The sequence below is a fragment of the Kitasatospora sp. NPDC057518 genome (genome assembly GCF_042802075.1).
Lineage (GTDB): Bacteria > Actinomycetota > Actinomycetes > Streptomycetales > Streptomycetaceae > Kitasatospora.
Genome location: NZ_JBHVEU010000040.1, coordinates 1 through 18,547, shown reverse-complemented (window position 1 = coordinate 18,547; position 18,547 = coordinate 1). Strand labels below are relative to the sequence as shown.

The following is an 18,547-nucleotide window of genomic DNA, read 5'->3' as shown; positions in this document are numbered from 1 at the left end:
CCGCGCCCGCGGGGGTTGCTCCAAGGGCTGCAGGAACGTCGCGTACACCTGGGAGTCGGCCCCGCGCCCGCGGGGGTTGCTCCCATCAGGCAGGTGCCACCCATCGGGTGATCTCGTCGGCCCCGCGCTCGCGGGGGTTACTCCCCGTTGGACTCCGGCCCCCTTTGCGGTCGCCTGTCGGCCCCGCGCTCGCGGGGGTTGCTCCGGGAGCTGACCGATGGCCAAGGTATCGCTGACGTCGGCCCCGCGCTCGTGGGGGTTGCTCTCTGCTCGGGACTCCCGTGGACAACGCCGCGGGGGTCGGCCCCGCGCTCGCGGGGGTTGCTCCTCCAGGACCGGGTACGGCTGTTGGAAGGCCGGGCCAGCCCCGCGCTCGCGGGGGGGTTGCTCCCCGGGACCGTCACCCACATGTGGGCGCCGATCGTCGGCCCCGCGCTCGCGGGGATTGCCGCCTTGCCTGACAGACCATCTAAGGAAGGAGCCCCCGCAGGCTTGAGGATCGCAGACCAGCCTCTCGAAGGCTTACTGGGCGAGAGAGCGCATTGACGACCGGCGACATCAACGCGGAGGGGTTTCCGTGCGGGGCCGTGCGGCAGCCCGGTGGGCGAGGGTGGCGAGGTGCGACGCCACGGCGATCGGGCTAGGCATCGCTGCGATTTCGGTGCTGAGCTCGCGAGTGGCGCGGGTCAGGGCGTCGTCGGTGAGGAGGCGGTAGAGCAGGGCCGGGATGACCTCCTCGGCGATCGCGCTGAGGTCGGTGGTGGCGTAGGTGCGTTGCGGCCGGCGGCCCCGGTCCGCCGTGGCGCTGGGGGACTTCGTCCGGACTCCGCGGCAGGCTTCGGCGTGCGCGGGCGGGGCGGTGCCCGGGCGTCACACCTGCGGGGGACGAGGCCGTGACCGATCCCGGCGGGTAGGAGTTGCAGGGGGCATGAGCAGTGCGTTCACAGAGTGGGGTGCGTCATGACCACCAGCCCGGCGAATCCGCGCGAGGTTTCCGACGGTGACTCCCCCGCGCCCGGCCAACCGGAGTTCTCCGCCTGCCCGTTGATCTGAGATCCGCAGTGCCCGGAGCTGCCCGAGGACGTGCTCGGCGGGCTGCGGGAGCAGGCGCCCGTCGTGCGGATCACCCTGCCCGGCGGGCTGCCGGCGTGGATGATCACCCGGTTCGACGACGTCCGGGCCGGGCTCGGGGACCCGCGGCTGGTGCAGTCCCCGCTCTCCGTGCCGGGGTTCACCGGCGAGGACCCCCGCATGGCGCAGATCCGGTGGCTCGGCCTGCCCGAGCGGATGAACCAGTACCTGCTGCGCGCCCTGCTGGACCTCGACGCGCCCGACCACACCCGGCTGCGCAAGGCGGTCGCACCGCACTTCACCGCGCGCCGGATCCACTCGTTGCGGCCCCGGGTGGAGCAGATCACCGACCGGCTCCTGAGCGAACTGCCCGGACGGGCGGCCGCCGACGGCAGCGTCGACTTCATCGAGGAGGTCGCCTTCCCCCTCTCCATCACGGTGATCTGCGAGATGGTGGGCATTCCCGAACAGGACCGCCCGCTGTGGCGCCGCTGGGCGGACGACCTCAACGGCCTGGACACCGACCTCGTCCGCGACTCCGCGCCCGCCCTCGTGGACCACGTGCTCGCGCTGATCGAGGAGCGTCGGCGCTCCCCCGGCGACGACCTCATCAGCGCGATGGTGACGCCCTCCCCGGACGGCGAACCTCCCCTCCCGGAGCGGGACATCGTCACGATGACGATGCTGGTGACCAACGTCGGCTACGAGAACACCGCCTACTTCCTCGCCAACGGCCTCGCCGCCCTGCTCGCCCACCCCGACCAGCTGGACCTGCTGCGCGACGACCCCGTCCTGCTCCCCTCAGCCGTGACGGAGTTGCTGCGCTGGGGCGGCTCCGTCCCGGCGACCCGGCCGCGCTTCGCCGCTCAGGACATCGACCTGTACGGCACCCGCATCCGGGCCGGCGAGGCCGTCGTCCTCTCCCTTCTCGGCGCCAACCGCGACCGCCGGTACCACCCCGACGCCGACCGGCTCGACATCACCCGCTACCAGGACGCGCAGGACGACCACGTCGCCCTCGGCCACGGCGCCCACTTCTGCCTCGGCGCCGCCCTCGTCCGCCTGGAGACGCAGGTCCTGCTCGGTGCGCTGACCGCCCGGTTCCCCGGCCTCCGGCTGGCCGTCGCCCCGGACCGGCTGGAACGCGTCCACGTGCCGGGCGTGGGCCGCCGACTCACCCGCCTCCCGCTCCACCTGTGAGCGGCCGGCGGGCCCGGGCCCTGGAAGTCCTTCGCCTCCCGGGAAGCCTCCGCCGCAGAGATGTCCGACCGCCTCAGAGGTCCGACCAAATGCCCGGGGCACCGGGCCGCCCCGGAAAGGGACGACGCACGGTGCCGAACGACCAGGCGGTAGCACCGCCGGCACCCGTACCAATGCCGGTACCTGCACCCGCACCCGTACTCGCCGAGCACGCCGGCGGGTGTCCGGTCCGCGAGAGCCGGATGCCCGACGGGTCCATGGGCTGGGTGGCGTCCGGCTTCGCCGAGGTACGCGATGTCCTCACCAACCCCCGCCTGACCAGCGCCCCCTCCACCCTCGCCGCCGACGGCTCCCCCGACCCGCGCATCGCCGGCCTGACCGCGCTCGGGCTACCACCGGAGACGCACCACTACTTCCTCAACGCCATCGTCGACTTGGACCCCCCGCGCCACACCCGCCTGCGCCGGCTGGTGTCCCGCGAGTTCACCGCCCGCCGCATCCAACTCCTCGCCCCGTCGATCGAGCTGATCACCGACCGGCTGCTCGACGAACTGCCCGACCACCGTGACGAGTCCGGCGTCGTCGACCTCGTCGAGCACTTCGCCTACCCGCTGCCGGTCGCCGTCATCTGCGAACTGGTCGGCGTCCCGGAGCCCGACCGGCACCTCTGGTCCGACTGGAGCCGGAACCTGACGGCCGGCCACACCGAACGGCTGCGGACGGCGACACCCGCCCTGGTCCGGCATGTCCGGGAGCTGATCGACCGCCGCCGCACGGAGCCCGGCAGCGACCTCATCAGCGGGATGCTCCAGGCGCGAGACGACAGCGCGGACGTCGGCCCGGACAGCGGCCCTAACAGCGGCCCCTCCAACGCGGCGATGAGCGAGGACGAGATGGTCAGCATGACCCTCATCCTCGTCCTGGCCGGCCACGAGACCACCGCCCACCTGATCGCCAACGGCACCCTGGCCCTGCTCACCCACCCCGACCAGCTCGCCCTGCTGCGCCGGGACCGCACGCTGCTGCCGCACGCCGTCGAGGAACTGCTGCGCTGGTGCGGCCCGGTGCCCTCCGCGCGCCTGCGGTACGCCGACCGCGACCTCGTCCTGCGGGGCGTGCACATCCGCAGGGGCGAGGCCGTCCACCCCCACCTCGACGCCGCCAACCTCGACCTGCGGCACCACGACCGCGCCGAGCGGCTCGACCTGACCCGAAAGCGGGCCGCCCAGGCCGACCACCACCTCTCCTTCGGGTACGGCATCCACTTCTGCCTGGGCGCGGCGCTGGCCAGGCTGGAAGCGGCCATCGCCTTCGGACGGCTCCTCGACCGCTACCCCGGACTGTCACTCGCGGCGGACCCCGGCACCCTGATCCCCGGCGACCGCCCGGTCGGCTGGGAGCTGAACCACCTGCCGCTGCACCTGGAGCTGGTCTGACGGACCGTCCGGTAACGGGCGGGGCCCCCGGATCGGTCGGCGCCCGGTGCCGGGCGGGGTGGCTCAGGGAGTGGGGCGGGCGAGGGTGGTGAGGTACTCCGCCACGGCGGTCGGACTGGGCATCGCCGCGATCTCGGTGCTGACCTCGCGGGCGGCGCGGGTCAGGGTGTCGTCGGTGAGGAGGCGGTGGAGCAGGGCCGGGGTGATCTCCTCTGCGGTCGAGCTGAGGCCGGTTCCACGCTGGTGCGCGGCCGCCGCGGCGATGAAGCGGTCGGAGCCGTCGGGCAGGGCCAGCTGGGGGATGCCCGCATCGAGTGCGCCGAGGGCGGTGTTGCTGCCGGGTACCACTGCCACCGGTCATCGACCATGCCTCGACCTCCATGTCCGAGTACGCTTCGGAGCGTAGATCGAGGTCCTGACAATCCACCTTGGATTTCACCGAGACAATGATCGGCGGATGAGGTCTGTTGTGGGAAGCCAACCGAATCGAACTGAATCAATCAGCGCCGGTTGACGCAGATCACTGCAGGTCAGGAAGTGTCGGCCCCGCGCTCGCGGGGATTGCTCCCCGGCCAGCATGGTGCCCGACTTCCCATCACTGTCGGCCCCGCGCTCGCGGGGATTGCTCCGAGAGCGGCCCAGTTTCTTGGCGGAATCGGGGGTCGGCCCCGCGCTCGCGGGGATTGCTCCCTGACGCGCGCGCGAACGCGCATTCGGACGGAGTCGGCCCCGCGCTCGCGGGGATTGCTCGGCGAGGCCGGTCAGGTAGGCGAGGGTGCTCATGTCGGCCCCTCGCTCGCGGGGATTGCTCCTTCTCTGCGGACAGGGTGGCGACGGCGCGCTGGTCGGCCCCGCGCTCGCGGGGATTGCTCCAGCATCGTCTTCGCCGTGGTCTGGGGACGGTGGTCGGCCCCGCGCTCGCGGGGATTGCTCCCGCGTCTCGCAGTCGAGCAGGTGGAGTACGTCGTCGGCCCCGCGCTCGCGGGGATTGCTCCCTCTCGTCGGGTGACCGGGACTCGCTGGGGCTGTCGGCCCCGCGCTCGCGGGGATTGCTCGGCGACGGCGGGCTCGCCGCCCTCCGCGTCCAGGTCGGCCCCGCGCTCGCGGGGATTGCTCCGAGTGACCCCCCGAAGGCCCCCGCCGGGTGTCGTCGGCCCCGCGCTCGCGGGGATTGCTCCCGGGTCAGGTCCGGGGCAACCCGGACCTCGGCGTCGACCCCGCGCTCGCGGGGGTTGCTCCACGGTGTACGGCCGCCTCGACTCCCTGGTCACGTCGGCCCCGCGCTCGCGGGGGTTGCTCCTCTCGATCCGGCCGGGCCGCCACCGGCCGCCGGTCGGCCCCGCGCTCGCGGGGGTTGCTCTGCATCACCCCGGCCCCCGTGCAACCCCAGGAAGTCGGCCCCGCGCTCGCGGGGGGGTTACTCCGTGGTCTGATCGACATCGCTCTCTGGCCGTACGTCGGCCCTGCGCTCGCGGGGGTTGCTCCAGAAGGGGAGATCCGCACCGCGCGCCGCTGCGCTCAGCCCCGCCTCGCGGGGGTTGCTCCGCGCGTCGCGACGACGTTCAGGCTGTACTTCGGTCGGCCCCGCGCTCGCGGGGGTTGCTCCCCGACGGCGTTCTCCTTCCTCATGGGCGGCATGTCGGCCCCGCGCTCGCGGGGGTTGCTCCACCTCCGCTGCGGCGGGGAGGTACAGCGGCTCGTCGGCCCCGCGCTCGCGGGGGTTGCTCGGGCAGGAAGCGCCTAAGGAGACGGGGGACGTGGTCGGCCCCGCGCTCGCGGGGGTTGCTCCCGCCTCAACACCAACGCCCGCTGGAACCCCGAGTCGGCCCCGCGCTCGCGGGGATTGCTCCCGCTCCGCGGGCCGGGCGCGGGCCGATCGCGGGTCGGCCCCGCGCTCGCGGGGATTGCTCCGGTGGGACAGCCAGGTGAGCCACCCCGGCACCGTCGGCCCCGCGCTCGCGGGGATTGCTCCGACATGACCTCTCGTCAGAGACTCGCCCATCGGTCGGCCCCGCGCTCGCGGGGATTGCTCTTCAAGTCGCTGTTCAGGCGCGGGTGGTGACGTGTCGGCCCCGCGCTCGCGGGGATTGCTCCTGTCCCTCGATGTCGAGGGCCGGCTCGTCATCGGTCGGCCCCGCGCTCGCGGGGATTGCTCGTGGCCCGAGAAGAAGGTAAGGGCCCGTCGCGAGTCGGCCCCGCGCTCGCGGGGGTTGCTCCGCTCTGCTGACCGTCAGCGGGATCCGTGCCCTGTCGGCCCCGCGCTCGCGGGGGTTGCTCCCGAGTTGAGGACACGGGTGCCGGGCTCGGTGGGTCGGCCCCGCGCTCGCGGGGGTTGCTCCCGAGTTGAGGACACGGGTGCCGGGCTCGGTGGGTCGGCCCCGCGCTCGCGGGGGTTGCTCCAGCTCTTCCTCAGTGGGCACAGGTCAACCTCCGTCGGCCCCGCGCTCGCGGGGGTTGCTCCCCGGCCGTCGGCAGCCCGGCCTGGGTGTCCGGGTCGGCCCCGCGCTCGCGGGGGTTGCTCTTTACTCCGGAATTTGCGTGGGTGTTTCCCCCGGTCGGCCCCGCGCTCGCGGGGGGGTTGCTCCCCCGAGATGAGCGACCAGCAGAACACCGAGACGTCGGCCCCGCGCTCGCGGGGGTTGCTCCGCGCGGAAGACCGGTGGCTGCGGGAGGCGGGGGTCGGCCCCGCGCTCGCGGGGGTTGCTCCTCTTGCCTCTACGGCCCGTTCGTCATCATGAGGTCGGCCCCGCGCTCGCGGGGGTTGCTCAGGGCCCTCGCCGAGCTGAGAGCGGCCGGGGTGGTCGGCCCCGCACTCGCGGGGGTTGCTCCCAGGACGGATGCCAGTGCGGGTGCGGCGCGCCGTCGGCCCCGCGCTCGCGGGGATTGCTCCGAGGTCGAGTCGTTCGAGCGGCTGCTCCGTGTGTTGGCCCCGCGCTCGCAGGGGTTGCTCCTTCGTCGGCACGCACCTGCCGATCATCAACCTGTCGGCCCCGCGCTCATGGGGGTTGCTCCCGGCCGGAGATGGCGATGGACGTCGTGCGAGCGTCGGCCCCGCGCTCGCGGGGGTTGCTCCTGATCCTTCGCGGTCTGCGGGACCTCAACGGCGTCGGCCCCGCGCTCGCGGGGGTTGCTCCGGGCTGATCTGGCGAGGTGTCGACGCGGCTCTGTCGGCCCCGCGCTCGCGGGGGTTGCTCCTACCCGCGCGTCTCGGACCCGATCCGCCGGTAGTCGGCCCCGCGCTCGCGGGGGTTGCTCCTGGCCAGCCATGGAGTACTCCTGGGGCCCAGTGTCGGCCCCGCGCTCGCGGGGATTGCTCCCGAAGCGGACTCCGCGCGCGCGACGGCGGTAGGTCGGCCCCGCGCTCGCGGGGGTTGCTCCCGCACGATCGTTGCCCACCCGGCCGGCGCTGCGTCGCCCCCGCGCTCGCGGGGATAGCTCTGAGGTGCCCGGGATGACGTGGCGGAAGCTCACGTCGGCCCTGCGCTCGCGGGGGTTGCTCCCTTGCCTGACAGGCACTCGCAGAAAGGGGCCTTCGGCGTACGTCGGCAGGCGGGCGTAGGGATCGCGACGCAGGCTCTCGGAAGTTGCCGGGCCAGAGCGCGCGTTGGCGCCGGGCGGCGTCCGTACGGAGGGGGGTTCCGTGCGAACGGCGGCCGGCGTCGGGTGCGGGGTGGCTCAGGGGGTGGGGCGGGCGAGGGTGGTGAGGTGTTCCGCCACGGTGGTCGGGCTGGGCATCGCCGCGATTTCGGTGCTGACCTCGCGGGCGGCGCGGGTCAGGGTGTCGTCGGTGAGGAGGCGGTGGAGCAGGGCCGGGGTGATCTCCTCGGCGGTCGCGCTGAGGCCGGCTCCGCGCTGGTAGACGGCGGCCGCGGTGATGAAGCGGTCGGAGCCGTCGGGCAGGACCAGCTGGGGGATGCCCGCGTCGAGGGCGCCGAGGGCCGTGCTGCTGCCGCCGTGGTGGATGGCGGCGGCGCAGGTCGACAGCAGGGCCTGCCAGGGGACCCAGCCGTACGGGCGGACGTTGTCCGGCAGGCTGCCGAGCGTGCCGAGGTCGAGGTCGCCGGTGGCGAGGACGAATTCGGCGTCGATGTCGGCGGCTGCCGCGATGACCCGCTCGATCCTGGTGAGGCCGTCGGTCTTGGGCGGGACGGTGCCCAGCGTCACCGCGATGCGCGGGCGGTCGGCGGGTACGGCCAGCTGGGCGGGGAGTTCGCCTTCGCCGTTGTAGGCGACGGGCCGCATCGAGGAGCCGTACCGCTCGTCGCCGGCCATGCTGGGCGGCGCGAGGTCGATGGTGTCCGCCGGGTCTGGCAGCCGGTCGATTCCGTGCCGGGCGAAGGTGTCCGCCATTTCGGCGAGCATCAGCGCGCGCAGCTTCGGGGTGCGGGCGAATCCGAGGTCGTGCTGGACGGCGGGCACGCCGAGGCGGGTCGCCGCGAGCAGGGCCACCGGGAACTGGTACTCGTACACCACCAGGTCCGGCCGCCACTGCGCGGCGAGTTCGACCGTCTCGTCGGCGACCCGGATGTTGACGTGGGCGGCCAGCGGGACGAAGGCCTCGCGGTCGGCCGAGTTGCTCTCGACCACCCGCCGCATCAGGTCGGGCCGCCGGGTGCGGCCGGCCTCCCTGATCTCCTTGCGCCAGTCGACCCCGGGCGCGATGGGCAGGTACGGCAGCCCGGACGCGGCGACCCCTTCGCCGCCGTCCATCGAGGCCACCGCGACCTCGTGGCCGAGCTCGCGCATCGCCCTGGCCAGCGGGACCAGCGGGAAGAGGTGGCCCAGGCCGGGTGCGCCGGCGAACAGTACACGCATGATGGAACCTCGGGGAGAAGGAGAAAGAGGGAGAGGGAGGGGATGGGAGGAGGACGGGGGGTCAGGAGGCGGCCCGGTGCAGGGCGGCTTCCATGCCGTTCAGCACGGCGTTGCAGTCGTGCTGCAGGGTGGCGGCGTCGACGGCGCTGAGCAGGTAGACCCCGAGCCAGTTGCGCGAGCCGGCGGACGGGTCGAAGGCGGGGACGGGTCGGCCGGCGGGCATCGCGAAGGCGGGGACGGCTTCGATGGTGCTGCCCGGGGAGAGCAGGCTCTGCCAGTCGACGGCCTGCGGGTTCCAGAGCGGGGTGCTCTGCCAGGGCACGCCCGACGCGTCGGCCGGGACGACGGCCAGTGACGCGGCGGCCCGGGTGCCGCTGGTGGGCATGGCCTCGGGGTAGTCGACGCGCTCGCCGAGCAGTTGGCGGACCAGCATGCCGATCGGGTCGAGTCCGAAGACCTCGTGGACCTGCCTGGTGGTGAGCAGGCCGCCGAACCTGGCCGCGGTCTCGATGACGACCAGTTCGCCGTCCTTCATCAGCTTCAGCTCGGTGTGGGTGCCGCAGTTCTCCAGCCCGAGCGCGTCGACGGCCTGTCGGGAGACCTCCTCGATCCGGCGCTGGACCGGCACCGTCATGACGGAGGGCGAGGTGCTGGCCACCTCGACGAAGGACGGTACGGTCGGCAGCTTGGCGGTGATGGCCAGGGGGCGGTAGACGCCGTCCGCGACGATCCCCTCCACGCTGACGTAGTCGCCGTAGCCGGGCTCCTCGTACCAGCCCTCGGTGGAGCCCTGGGCGATCTCCTCGACGAGGCGGTCGTGGTCGGTGTCGGCGGCGTACAGCTCGTTCATGCCGACCCGGCTGCCGGCCTGGAGTCCGCGCTCGATCTCGGCCCACGCCGGGGCGGCGTCCTCGGGCTTGTCCAGCACGATCTGGGCGACCGACCCGGCGCCCCAGGCCGGCTTGAGCAGCAGCGGGGGTGTGAACTCGGCCAGCGCGGTGTCCAGGTCGGCGAGGCTGTCGACCCGGCGGAACGCGGGTATCGGGACCCCGGCGGCGGCCCAGGCCTCGCGCATCAGCCGCTTGTCCCTGGCGCGGACGATCCCCTCGCCGGGGCCGGCCAGGTTGAGGCGGATCGCGGCCTGGGCGACGGCCAGGACCGCGAACTCCGAGAGGGTCAGCACCGCGTCGGCCCCGATGGCCTTCGCGTACTCGACGATCAGCTCGACCAGGTCGTCCCCGCGCGGCGCCTCGGGCACCAGCTCGATGCTGGTGCAGCTGGGCCGCCACACGTCCTCCCCGGACGCGGGCAGCGGCGCCAGTGCGAGGACGTGCAGCTCCCCGCAGGCGGCGATGCGCGGGAAGGCGTACTCCAGCGGGGCGCCGCCCTTGACGTAGACGTACAGAATCCGGTTCAACGTACTTGCTCCTGAGGGAAGTTCACTCGTGGGCGGCCGCGGGAAAGGGCGCGGAGGGGCACACGGGCGCGCTCGTGCGCGGGCCCGTGCGGTGTTCCGGCGACATCAGCCGACGGTGTCGGCCGGCCACGTCAGCCGGCGGTGCGGAAGGGGCGCAGCTGCAGCAGGCTGATCTGGTCGCCCTCGATCGCCCACTCGATGTCGACCGGGGTTGCGTACGTCTCGTCGGGCGAGAAGTGCGACTGCAACAGCCTGCTGATCAGGGCCAGTCGGCGTACGAGCTCCTTGGTCCCGGCGTCCAGGTCGGTGGCGGCGGTGCCGAGCGAGACGGTGCGGCTGCCGCCTTCCATGGTGTTGCACAGGTACTGGAGCGGGGCGCCCCGGCCGGAGACCACGTCGGTCACGGAGCGCGGCGAGATGTTGAGGTAGACGTTGCGGAAGTCCTGCGGGCTCAGCGGGTTGCAGGTGACCAGGACGCCGCCGACGGTGGCTCCGACCTGTTCCTGGACGATCACGGCCATCCGGCAGTGGTCCAGGGGGATGCCCGCCTGGCGGCGCAGCAGGACCGCGCGGGGGGAGAACAGCGAGGCCCAGACCTCGCGGACCGCGTCGAGGACGGCGTCCGTGCCGCTGACGTCGGCCACCGATTCGTAGAGTCCGGCGGCGGAGAAGCCGGCCAGGTCCTCGGCGTTGGAGGAGCTGCGGATGACCTGGACGCGGGCGCCGTACAGGTGCCGGTCGATCGCCCGGTCGATCTCGGTGCGGATCGGGTCGGGCAGCGGGGTGTCGCGGATCAGCCGCTGGGCGTCGAGGCAGAGTTCCTCGATCCGTTCCTCGATCCGCGTCCCCTCGTGGAGCGAAGTCCCGTCCCGGAGGACGGAGTCCAGCCGGTCGACGGCGGTGCGGAGTTCCGCCGAGGAGTCGAGGAAGCGCTGCTGGAGGGAGAACGGCAGCACGATGCCGCGCGGCACGTGGGCGTACTCCTTCACCAGGAGTTGCGCGGCGGCGTCCAGTTCGGCCGTGTCCGCGTCCTCCGGGAGGCCGAGCTGCCGGGCGAGGTAGCGGAGCAGGTTGTCCCGGGGCGGCCGGGGCACGCTGTAGAAGCCGAGCCAGCGCGGTGAGCCGTGCTGGAGCAGGTGGGTGAGTTCGCCGAGGTTGGCGGCCTTGGTGCCGAACCGGACGTGGTCGCCTTCGCGCAGTGCGGACAGCGGGGTGACCGGCGTGGGCGTGAGGTCGGGCAGGTCCACGGTGACGCGGTCGGCCGGCGGGGTCGGCGGGGCTTCCTCGCGGTCGCCGGGCCGGGCGGCTTCGAGGAGGAGCTCTCCGCCGTCGACTTCGACGCGGTAGTGCACCCAACATCGGTCGCGCAGCCCGGCGCGGTCGATGCGCTCGGCGGCTTCGACGCCGACGGCGTTGGGGATGCGCCATCCGGCGGCCATCACGTTGATGTGGGAGAGCGGTGTGGTGTGTTCGGTGTGGATGATGCCGGAGACCCGGGGGATGTCCTCGGGCACCCGGGGCATCACCACGATGTCGTGCCACTCCAGCGGCTCGGGGTCGGCCCGGTACTCGTCCTCCGAGCCGAACACGCGCAGCCGTCCGTGGGCGGTCCCGGCGTTCAGCGGTACGTAGGAGGCCGCGGAGTAGAGCTCGTGGGACAGGACGCGCGGTATCTCGGTCTCCGGTATGCGGGCGAGGTAGCCCTCCTGCTCGTGGCCGGCCGGCTTGAGGACCAGCGGCAGCGAGGGGTCGATGTGCTCGCGCACCCGGTGGTAGAAGAACCGGAGCATGTCCTGGGACATGGTGTCGACGTCGACGGTTTCCAGGGACAGGAAGGTGTCGGCCTCGCCGTTTTCCGCGGCGCGGCGGGTGTGGCGGGCGAGGGTGCCGAGATAGAAGCGACGGTCGGGATTCCGGTACACGTCGTCATTGAACGAATCGAGTCCGCGCGCCAGTTCGTCGATCGACATGCCGAGGATCTCGCACGCGATGTAGCGGACGTGGAGGGTGCCGTCGGCGCTGTCGATGAAGTGGAGCACCGAATCGTCGCGGTCGAGTACGACTTTCACATAGGGATAGCCCCCGACCTGGCCGGCGAGCTCGGAGAACTCCTCCAGAGTGAGCTTTTCGCCGGCGAGGCGGGGCCGCGTGGTCGCGTCGTTGCGATCCGAACGGGTCATGCGCACAGTTCAGCCATTCTTCGTCGTGTACACGATCAGTACACCTGGTGCAGAAGGGTCGGTACGACGGCGCCCACATTGCCATTCGATTTCAATGTTTGACGAATGGTCATGTCACATCAGGCCATCATGGAACGATCCGGCCACGGGAATCCGATAGGGGAATCCGCCCCGCCGCATCAAGCTGTGGTAAAGGTCACAACAAGGGGTGACCGGTGCTTGGTGAGCGATCGAGCATTTCCGGAATCATTGATTCCTGTACGACCTCAGGAGGGCGCGCGCACTCCTCGCGCACCCTCCCCGCGCACCCCGATCGGAGCCGGCCGACGGATCCGGCGGCCCCGGCGGCCTCGGCGGCACACCGGGGCAGGACAGGGCGTACGACCCTCCAGTGCCAGTGGCATATTGCCCGGAACGGCCCACTCCCGGATGCGGCGAAAGTGCGTAGATCCCTTGTATTTCAAGGGAGTTGACGCATACCGAGGGGTACGGTGAGGTGGGCATGACGCTCCGGTCGGCGTCGCGTCCCGGGCTCGGGCCCGGGCGGGTCGGCCGTAGCTGCCATCGGCGCGAAGGGGGAGCTTCCTGATGGCATACGCGAAGGGTTATGACGTCTCCGACTTCCAGTCGGGCATTCCGGGGGACGCGGAGTTCGTCTTCATCAAGGCCACCGAGGGCGGCCGCACCGGTCAGTCGGGGTACACCGACAAGCTGGCGGACGCCCGGGGGCGGGGACTGGTGGTCGGGCACTACCACTTCCTGCACGCGGAGAACCCGGTCGACGGCGAGATCGAGCACTTCTGCCGGGTCGTCGGGCAGGTGCCCGCGGGCGAGCTGCTGGTGCTGGACTTCGAGCCGTACGGGCAGTCCGTCGCCGACGGCGACGCGACCGCGGCGAAGAACCAGTGGCTGGCGGCGGTCAAGCAGCGCTACCCGGACCACCTGGTCGGCCTCTACACCAACCGGGACTACTGGTTCCGGACGGACGACAACACGGGCGACTTCCTGTGGATCGCGGACTACGTGTCCCCGGGTTCGCCGCGCGTCCAGGCGTCCTGGCGCTTCCACCAGTACAGCGACGACCCGCTCGACGCGGACGTCTTCAACGGCTCGCTGGACGAGTTGAGGGCGTGGGCCGGCAGCGGCCAGGCCCCGGCCCCTGACACGCCCGCGCCGACGCCGACGCCGAACCCCACGCCCTCGGTGCCCGACTGGCCGGGGCTGCAGCTGGTGAGCCGGGACCAGTGGGGCGCGCGGGCATGGCGCGAGCCCAACGGTTCGATCCCGTACGCCGGTGCGCGCGCCGGGGTGAAGGTGCACTACCTGGGCACCCGGTACGCCTTCGACACCCACGACACCTGCCCGGCCTACGTGCGGCGCCTCCAGGCCTCGCACATGAACGACGACGGCTGGTCGGACATCGGCTACAGCTTCGTGGTCTGCGAGCACGGCTTCGTGTACGAGGGCCGCGGCCTGAACCGGCGCAACAGCGCCAACGGCGATGTCCCGCTCAACGAGGCCCACTACGCGGTGTGCGGGCTGGTCGGCTCCTCCGGGTCGACGGAGCCGACCCCGGAGCAGCTCAACGGGCTGCGGGACGCGATCGAGTACTGCGAGCAGCAGGGCCCGGCGGGCCCGGAGATCAAGGGGCACCAGGACGGCTACTCGACCGACTGCCCCGGCCCGGCGCTGTACGCCTGGGTGCGGTCCGGTGCGCCGCGCCCGTCCGGGACGGTGGTCACCCCGCCGTCCCAGCCCGCGCCGCAGCCCGACCCGACGCCGGCCCGCTACCAGAGCAGCGTCGGCGGCCTGTCGTACGGCTACGGCGCGCACGGACCGCAGGTCACCATCGTCGGCGAGGCGCTGGTGGCGGCGAACTTCGGCTCGCACTACACCCAGGGCCCCGGCCCGGACTGGACCGACGCCGACACCCTCAACTACGCCGACTACCAGCGCAGTCTGGGGTACTCGGGCGGGGACGCGGACGGCGTGCCCGGCGAGGCCTCGCTGCGCCGGCTGCTGGGCGGGGCGGTCCCGCTGGCCGAGGTGTCGAAGTCCCGGGTGGTCGCGGCCGCCCGCCAGGACCCGGACGCGGCCCAGGGCGCCACCACGTACCCGGACGACGTGTACACGGTGGAGCAGGCGCTCCGCGCCGAGGGGCTGCTCGACGGGCAGTGGGTCGACGGCTCGTTCGGCACCAGCACCATCGACGCCTACGCCGCCCTGCAGCGCCGGTACGGGTACAGCGGGCAGCAGGCGGACGGCATCCCCGGCATCGACTCGCTGACGCGGCTCGGCCAGGCGCACGGCTTCACGGTCACCGGCTGATCGACGGCCACCGGCTGATCCACAGTCACTGGCTGATCCACGGCCACCGGCCGATCCGCGGTCGCCGGCTGTTCCGCAGTCACCGGCCGACGTCGTCCGAGGAGGATCGATGTACCAAATCGCCCTGTCCCTGTGGCGCACCTGTGTGCCCTACATCGTGGCGTTCCTGGCGGTGCAGGCGGCGCGGCTCGGCCTCCACCTGGACAACGCCTCCGTCACCTCCGCCCTGGTCACCGGCTTCGGTACGGCCTACTACGCGGTGTTCCGCTTCCTGGAGCACCGGTTCGGCGCGACCTGGGGCTGGTTCCTGGGGGCCGCCAGGCCGCCGTCCTACCAGCCGCCGGCGGCCACCCCGCCGGCGGCCGCCAAGCCGGTAGCGGCCACGCCGACCACGGCGGCCACCGCACCGGCCGCACCGGCGGCGGCGGAGCCGCCCACGCCGCCGACGACCACCCGCCCCGACTACCGGAACCTGCCCGAAGGCGGCTGACCGGCCGGACGGGAGACCGACCCGGGGTTGCGGAATTCCCTGCTCCGCAACCCCACGAAATAGGCGCAGTAATACAATTAAGTTTCTCAGTTCAGGTCTTGACGAATAGTCACCCGATTATGAAACTGAGCCTGCCACCACTGCATCGGGCACCATCGGTCCCTTGATGCACGAAGTGAACGGAGGGGGAATTTGCCGACGATACCGACCTACCCCGGCGTCTACATCGAAGAACTTCCCAGCAGCGTCCGTACCATCACCGCGGTGAGCACCTCGGTGACCGCCTTCGTCGGGGCCACCCGGCGCGGCCCGCTCGACCAGCCGGTCACCCTCACCAGCTTCGCGGACTTCGAGCGCCGTTTCGGCGGGCTCGCGGCGCAGAGCCCGGTCAGCTACGCCGTCCAGCAGTTCTTCCTGAACGGGGGCTCGGTCGCGGTCGTCGTCCGGGTCGCCGCAGCCGGCACCGGCGCCGCCGCGGCCGCCACGCTCACCTCGACGCAGACCTCCACCGCGACCCCGGTCCTCGACGTCACGGCCGTCGAGCCGGGGCTCTGGGGCGGGACGCTGCGGGTCGCCGTGGACTACCGGACGCCCACGCCCGGCGACACGTTCAACCTCCAGGTGTTCGACACCTCGGGCGCGGTCCGGGAGTCCTTCGCGGACCTGTCGGTCCAGGACGGCAGCCCCCGGTTCGCCGAGACGGTGGTGAACAGCGGCTCGGCGGTGGTCCGGGTGAAGGTCCGGGCGGCGAGCCGGCCGGACCCGGTGGGCACCGTGTCCAAGCCGTTCGCGGCCGCCCTGCCCGACCTCACCCACGAGGTCCAGGTGAAGATCGGCGACGTGACGCGGACGGTCAGGATCCACGACCCGGCCGTGGACGGCGCCGCGCCGACCACCGTCACCGAGCTCGCCCTGCTGCTCGAACGCAAGCTCCGCGCACTGCCCGACGCCCCGGGCAGGCGGGTCTTCGCGGGCACCCGGGTGACCGCCTTCGGCCGGCAGCTCCAGGCCGTCGCCGGCTCCACCGACCCGGCCGACGTGGTCCGCTTCCTCGGCGAGGCGGCCAACAACCTCGGCCTGGAGGGCTCGGTCAGCCCGCCGGTCTTCGCGCTCGCCGGCGGCCAGGACGGCGGGGCCCCCGGGCTGACCGACCTGATCGGCAGCGAGGCGGGCAAGACCGGCATCCAGGCGCTGCGCGACGTGCAGGACGTCAACCTGCTGGTGCTGCCCGAACTGGCCGGCTACGCCGACGTGGACGACGCCGTCACGGTGGTCTCGGCCGCCCAGGCGCTCTGCGTGGAGAAGCGGATGTTCCTGATCGTCGACTCGCCGCAGGCGTGGACGACGCTGGACGCCGCCCGGGCCGGCCTGTCCGCCTTCGACTCGGTGCGCGGCGACCACGCGGCGCTGTACTTCCCGCACCTGGAGCTGGTCGACCCGCTCACCGGACGGCTGCGCGCCTTCCCGCCGTCCGGCACCGTCGCCGGGGTGATCGCGCGCACCGACGGCCAGCGGGGGGTGTGGAAGGCCCCGGCGGGCACGGAGGCCGGCCTGCCCGGGGTGCGCGCCCTGACCGTCCCGATGACGGACCGGGAGAACGGCCTGCTGAACCCGCTCGCGGTGAACTGCCTGCGGACGTTCCCCGTGGTGGGCCCCGTGGTGTGGGGGGCCAGGACCCTGGCCGGCGCCGACGTGCTCGGCTCGCAGTGGAAGTACGTGCCGGTGCGGCGCCTCGCGCTGATGCTGGAGGAGAGCCTCTACCGCGGGACGAAGTGGGTCGTGTTCGAGCCCAACGACGAGCGGCTGTGGGCGCAGATCCGGCTGAACGTGGGCACGTTCCTGCACTCGCTGTTCCAGCAGGGCGCGTTCCAGGGCACGTCCGCGCGCTCGGCCTACTTCGTCAAGTGCGACCGGGACACCACCACCCAGGACGACGTCAACCGCGGCGTGGTGAACGTCGTGGTCGGGTTCGCGCCGCTCAAGCCCGCGGAGTTCGTGATCGTCAAAATCGAGCAACTCGCCGGACAGTTCGAGGTTTAGGATCTCCATGGTCGAGTTCACCGTCAATCCGCACCGGTTCGATCCGTACAAGAACTTCAAGTTCCTGGTCGTCTGGGACGGACGGGTCGTCGCCGGAATCAGCAAGATCAGCCCGCTCAAGCGCACCACCGAGGTGGTGAAGCACCGCAGCGGGGGCGATCCGAGCGCGCCGCGCAAGTCGCCGGGCCGCACCGACTTCGAGGCGGTCACCCTGGAGCGCGGGGTCACCCACGACCCGGAGTTCGACCGCTGGGCCAACAAGGTCTGGATGGTCGGCGCGGGCCGCGGGGCGGAGGTCTCGCTCCGGGACTTCCGCAAGGACCTGGTGATCCAGGTGCTCAACGAGGCCGGCCAGGTGGCGGTCGCCCACAAGCTATACCGGGCCTGGCCGAGCGAGTACCAGGTGCTGGGCGAACTGGACGCCAACGCCAACGCGGTGGCCATCCAGAGCCTCAAGCTGGAGGTCGAGGGCTGGGAACGGGACGAGGAGACGCCCGAGCCGGAAGAGCCATCGTTCCAGCAGCCGGCCTGAGGGGCCTGAGCGCGATGGAACTCGCGGGGGAGGCGGCCCTGTTGGCCACCTGGGAGGCCGGGGTGGCGGCCGGCCGCAGCGGGCGGGCCCTGCTGCTGCACGCCGTCGCCCGGCCCGCCGCCGGGCCGGAGGAGCTGCTGGCCGTACCGGTCGGCGAGCGGGACGCCGAACTGTTCGGCCTGCGCGGCGAGTTGTTCGGTGAACAGCTCACCGTACGGGTGGGCTGCCCGGGGTGCGCCGAGGAGATGGAGTTCGACTTCTACGCCGGACAGGTGGTCGGTGCCGGTCGACCGGCCGCCGGGCCGCTGCGGGTGGAGTCGGACGGCTGGCGGGTCGGCTTCCGGCTGCCCACCACCGGCGACCTGGCCGCCGCCGAACGGGCCCCCGCGGGCGAGGCCAGGACCGTCCTGCTGGAGCGGTGCGTCCTGAGCGCCGAGCACGACGGGGAGCCGGTGCCCGCCCGGCGGCTCCCCGAGCCGGTCCAGCGGCAGGTGGCCGAGGCCGCCGCCGCGGCCGACCCCTGCGCGGACGTCCGGCTGAACCTCGGCTGCCCCGACTGCGGCCGGCAGTCCCTCGCCGAACTGGACATCGCCTCCTACCTCTGGGAGGAGCTGGACGCCTGGGCCCGCGCGACCCTGCTCGACGTCCACCTGCTGGCCACCGCCTACGGCTGGAGCGAGCCGGAGGTCCTGGCGCTCAGCCCGCTGCGGCGCCGCTACTACCTGGAGCTGTGCGCAGATGCCTGACTACTTCGACCGCCTGGTCGCGAAGGGCGGCCCCGGCGGGGACACCGTCCGCGTCCGGCCGCGCCTGCCGGGGCCGTTCGAACGGATCGAGACGCTCGGGGCGGCGCCGCCGCCCGTCGGGGAGGCCGCCGCGTCGGGCCGGGAGGTCGGACAGCCCGGGCCCGCGCCACTCCCCCGGCCGTCGGCGGCACCGCGTCCGCTGCCGTCCGCGGGGCCGCTCCGGCGGGCACTCCGCGAGGCGCCGCCGACTCCTCCGGCCGCGCTCCCGCTGCCGCGCACGCCGCTGCTGGTC

At 72.8% G+C, this 18,547-nt stretch carries 11 protein-coding genes, 1 pseudogene and 2 CRISPR repeat arrays (1 of these 14 cut by a window edge); of the genes and pseudogenes, 8 read left to right on the top strand and 4 right to left on the bottom strand.

Annotated elements, in window-relative coordinates:
- Window positions 1-449: a CRISPR direct-repeat array (repeat unit 24 nt; unit sequence GTCGGCCCCGCGCTCGCGGGGGTT); it reaches 983 nt to the left of the window's first position.
- 634 nt (window positions 450-1,083) lie between these two features.
- A complete protein-coding gene (locus tag ACFU7Z_RS06620) occupies window positions 1,084-2,271 on the top strand; it encodes a cytochrome P450 (RefSeq protein WP_380776649.1) in 1,188 nt (395 codons plus the stop codon).
- 242 nt (window positions 2,272-2,513) lie between these two features.
- Window positions 2,514-3,707 (top strand): cytochrome P450, encoded by a 1,194-nt coding sequence (locus ACFU7Z_RS06615; protein ID WP_380776647.1) that lies wholly within the window; start codon window positions 2,514-2,516, stop codon window positions 3,705-3,707.
- A gap of 63 nt (window positions 3,708-3,770) precedes the next feature.
- Here ACFU7Z_RS06615 and ACFU7Z_RS06610 read toward each other — a convergent pair whose 3' ends face one another.
- The 4 genes from ACFU7Z_RS06610 to ACFU7Z_RS06595 form a co-directional block, all read right to left on the bottom strand.
- Entirely contained in the window at window positions 3,771-4,061 is a 291-nt protein-coding gene (locus ACFU7Z_RS06610) for a nucleotide disphospho-sugar-binding domain-containing protein (RefSeq protein ID WP_380776645.1), read from the bottom strand.
- A gap of 185 nt (window positions 4,062-4,246) precedes the next feature.
- A CRISPR array of direct repeats spans window positions 4,247-7,207; the repeat unit is 29 nt; unit sequence GTCGGCCCCGCGCTCGCGGGGGTTGCTCC.
- Window positions 7,208-7,382: 175 nt separating this feature from the next.
- Complete coding sequence (locus tag ACFU7Z_RS06605) at window positions 7,383-8,522, bottom strand: nucleotide disphospho-sugar-binding domain-containing protein (protein ID WP_380776643.1); 1,140 nt, start codon at window positions 8,520-8,522, stop codon at window positions 7,383-7,385.
- A gap of 61 nt (window positions 8,523-8,583) precedes the next feature.
- The gene (locus tag ACFU7Z_RS06600) at window positions 8,584-9,939 is read right to left on the bottom strand and encodes an acetyl-CoA carboxylase biotin carboxylase subunit family protein (protein ID WP_380776641.1); all 1,356 of its coding nucleotides are present in this window, start codon (window positions 9,937-9,939) and stop codon (window positions 8,584-8,586) included.
- A gap of 131 nt (window positions 9,940-10,070) precedes the next feature.
- On the bottom strand, window positions 10,071-12,119 hold the full coding sequence (locus ACFU7Z_RS06595) for a PEP/pyruvate-binding domain-containing protein (protein WP_380776639.1): 2,049 nt from the start codon (window positions 12,117-12,119) through the stop codon (window positions 10,071-10,073).
- A 588-nt stretch (window positions 12,120-12,707) separates the two neighbouring features.
- Between ACFU7Z_RS06595 and ACFU7Z_RS06590 the strand changes: the two genes are divergently transcribed.
- The 6 genes and pseudogenes from ACFU7Z_RS06590 to ACFU7Z_RS06565 all read left to right on the top strand — a co-directional run.
- Complete coding sequence (locus ACFU7Z_RS06590; RefSeq protein ID WP_380776637.1) at window positions 12,708-14,447, top strand: peptidoglycan-binding protein; 1,740 nt, start codon at window positions 12,708-12,710, stop codon at window positions 14,445-14,447.
- Window positions 14,448-14,556: 109 nt separating this feature from the next.
- Complete coding sequence (locus ACFU7Z_RS06585) at window positions 14,557-14,937, top strand: hypothetical protein (RefSeq protein WP_380776635.1); 381 nt, start codon at window positions 14,557-14,559, stop codon at window positions 14,935-14,937.
- A 192-nt stretch (window positions 14,938-15,129) separates the two neighbouring features.
- Window positions 15,130-16,977 carry a phage tail sheath family protein gene (locus ACFU7Z_RS06580; protein ID WP_380776633.1) on the top strand — a complete coding sequence of 616 codons (1,848 nt, stop codon included), beginning with the start codon at window positions 15,130-15,132 and terminating at the stop codon, window positions 16,975-16,977.
- Between the two features lie 7 nt (window positions 16,978-16,984).
- Window positions 16,985-17,509 carry a phage tail protein gene (locus tag ACFU7Z_RS06575; protein WP_049649365.1) on the top strand — a complete coding sequence of 175 codons (525 nt, stop codon included), beginning with the start codon at window positions 16,985-16,987 and terminating at the stop codon, window positions 17,507-17,509.
- A gap of 14 nt (window positions 17,510-17,523) precedes the next feature.
- Entirely contained in the window at window positions 17,524-18,255 is a 732-nt protein-coding gene (locus tag ACFU7Z_RS06570; protein ID WP_380776631.1) for a hypothetical protein, read from the top strand.
- Window positions 18,248-18,547: pseudogene (locus ACFU7Z_RS06565) on the top strand (hypothetical protein); the annotation flags it as partial. The gene ACFU7Z_RS06570 and the pseudogene ACFU7Z_RS06565, both read left to right, overlap by 8 nt.

Bases quoted from the DNA above. Each gene is read 5' to 3' on its own strand.
- ACFU7Z_RS06615 (WP_380776647.1), top strand. From the start codon at position 2,514: ATGCCCGACGGGTCCATGGGCTGGGTGGCGTCCGGCTTCGCCGAGGTA.
- ACFU7Z_RS06605 (WP_380776643.1), bottom strand. From the start codon at position 8,522: ATGCGTGTACTGTTCGCCGGCGCACCCGGCCTGGGCCACCTCTTCCCG.
- ACFU7Z_RS06595 (WP_380776639.1), bottom strand. From the start codon at position 12,119: ATGACCCGTTCGGATCGCAACGACGCGACCACGCGGCCCCGCCTCGCC.
- ACFU7Z_RS06590 (WP_380776637.1), top strand. From the start codon at position 12,708: ATGGCATACGCGAAGGGTTATGACGTCTCCGACTTCCAGTCGGGCATT.
- ACFU7Z_RS06585 (WP_380776635.1), top strand. From the start codon at position 14,557: ATGTACCAAATCGCCCTGTCCCTGTGGCGCACCTGTGTGCCCTACATC.
- ACFU7Z_RS06575 (WP_049649365.1), top strand. From the start codon at position 16,985: ATGGTCGAGTTCACCGTCAATCCGCACCGGTTCGATCCGTACAAGAAC.
- ACFU7Z_RS06570 (WP_380776631.1), top strand. From the start codon at position 17,524: ATGGAACTCGCGGGGGAGGCGGCCCTGTTGGCCACCTGGGAGGCCGGG.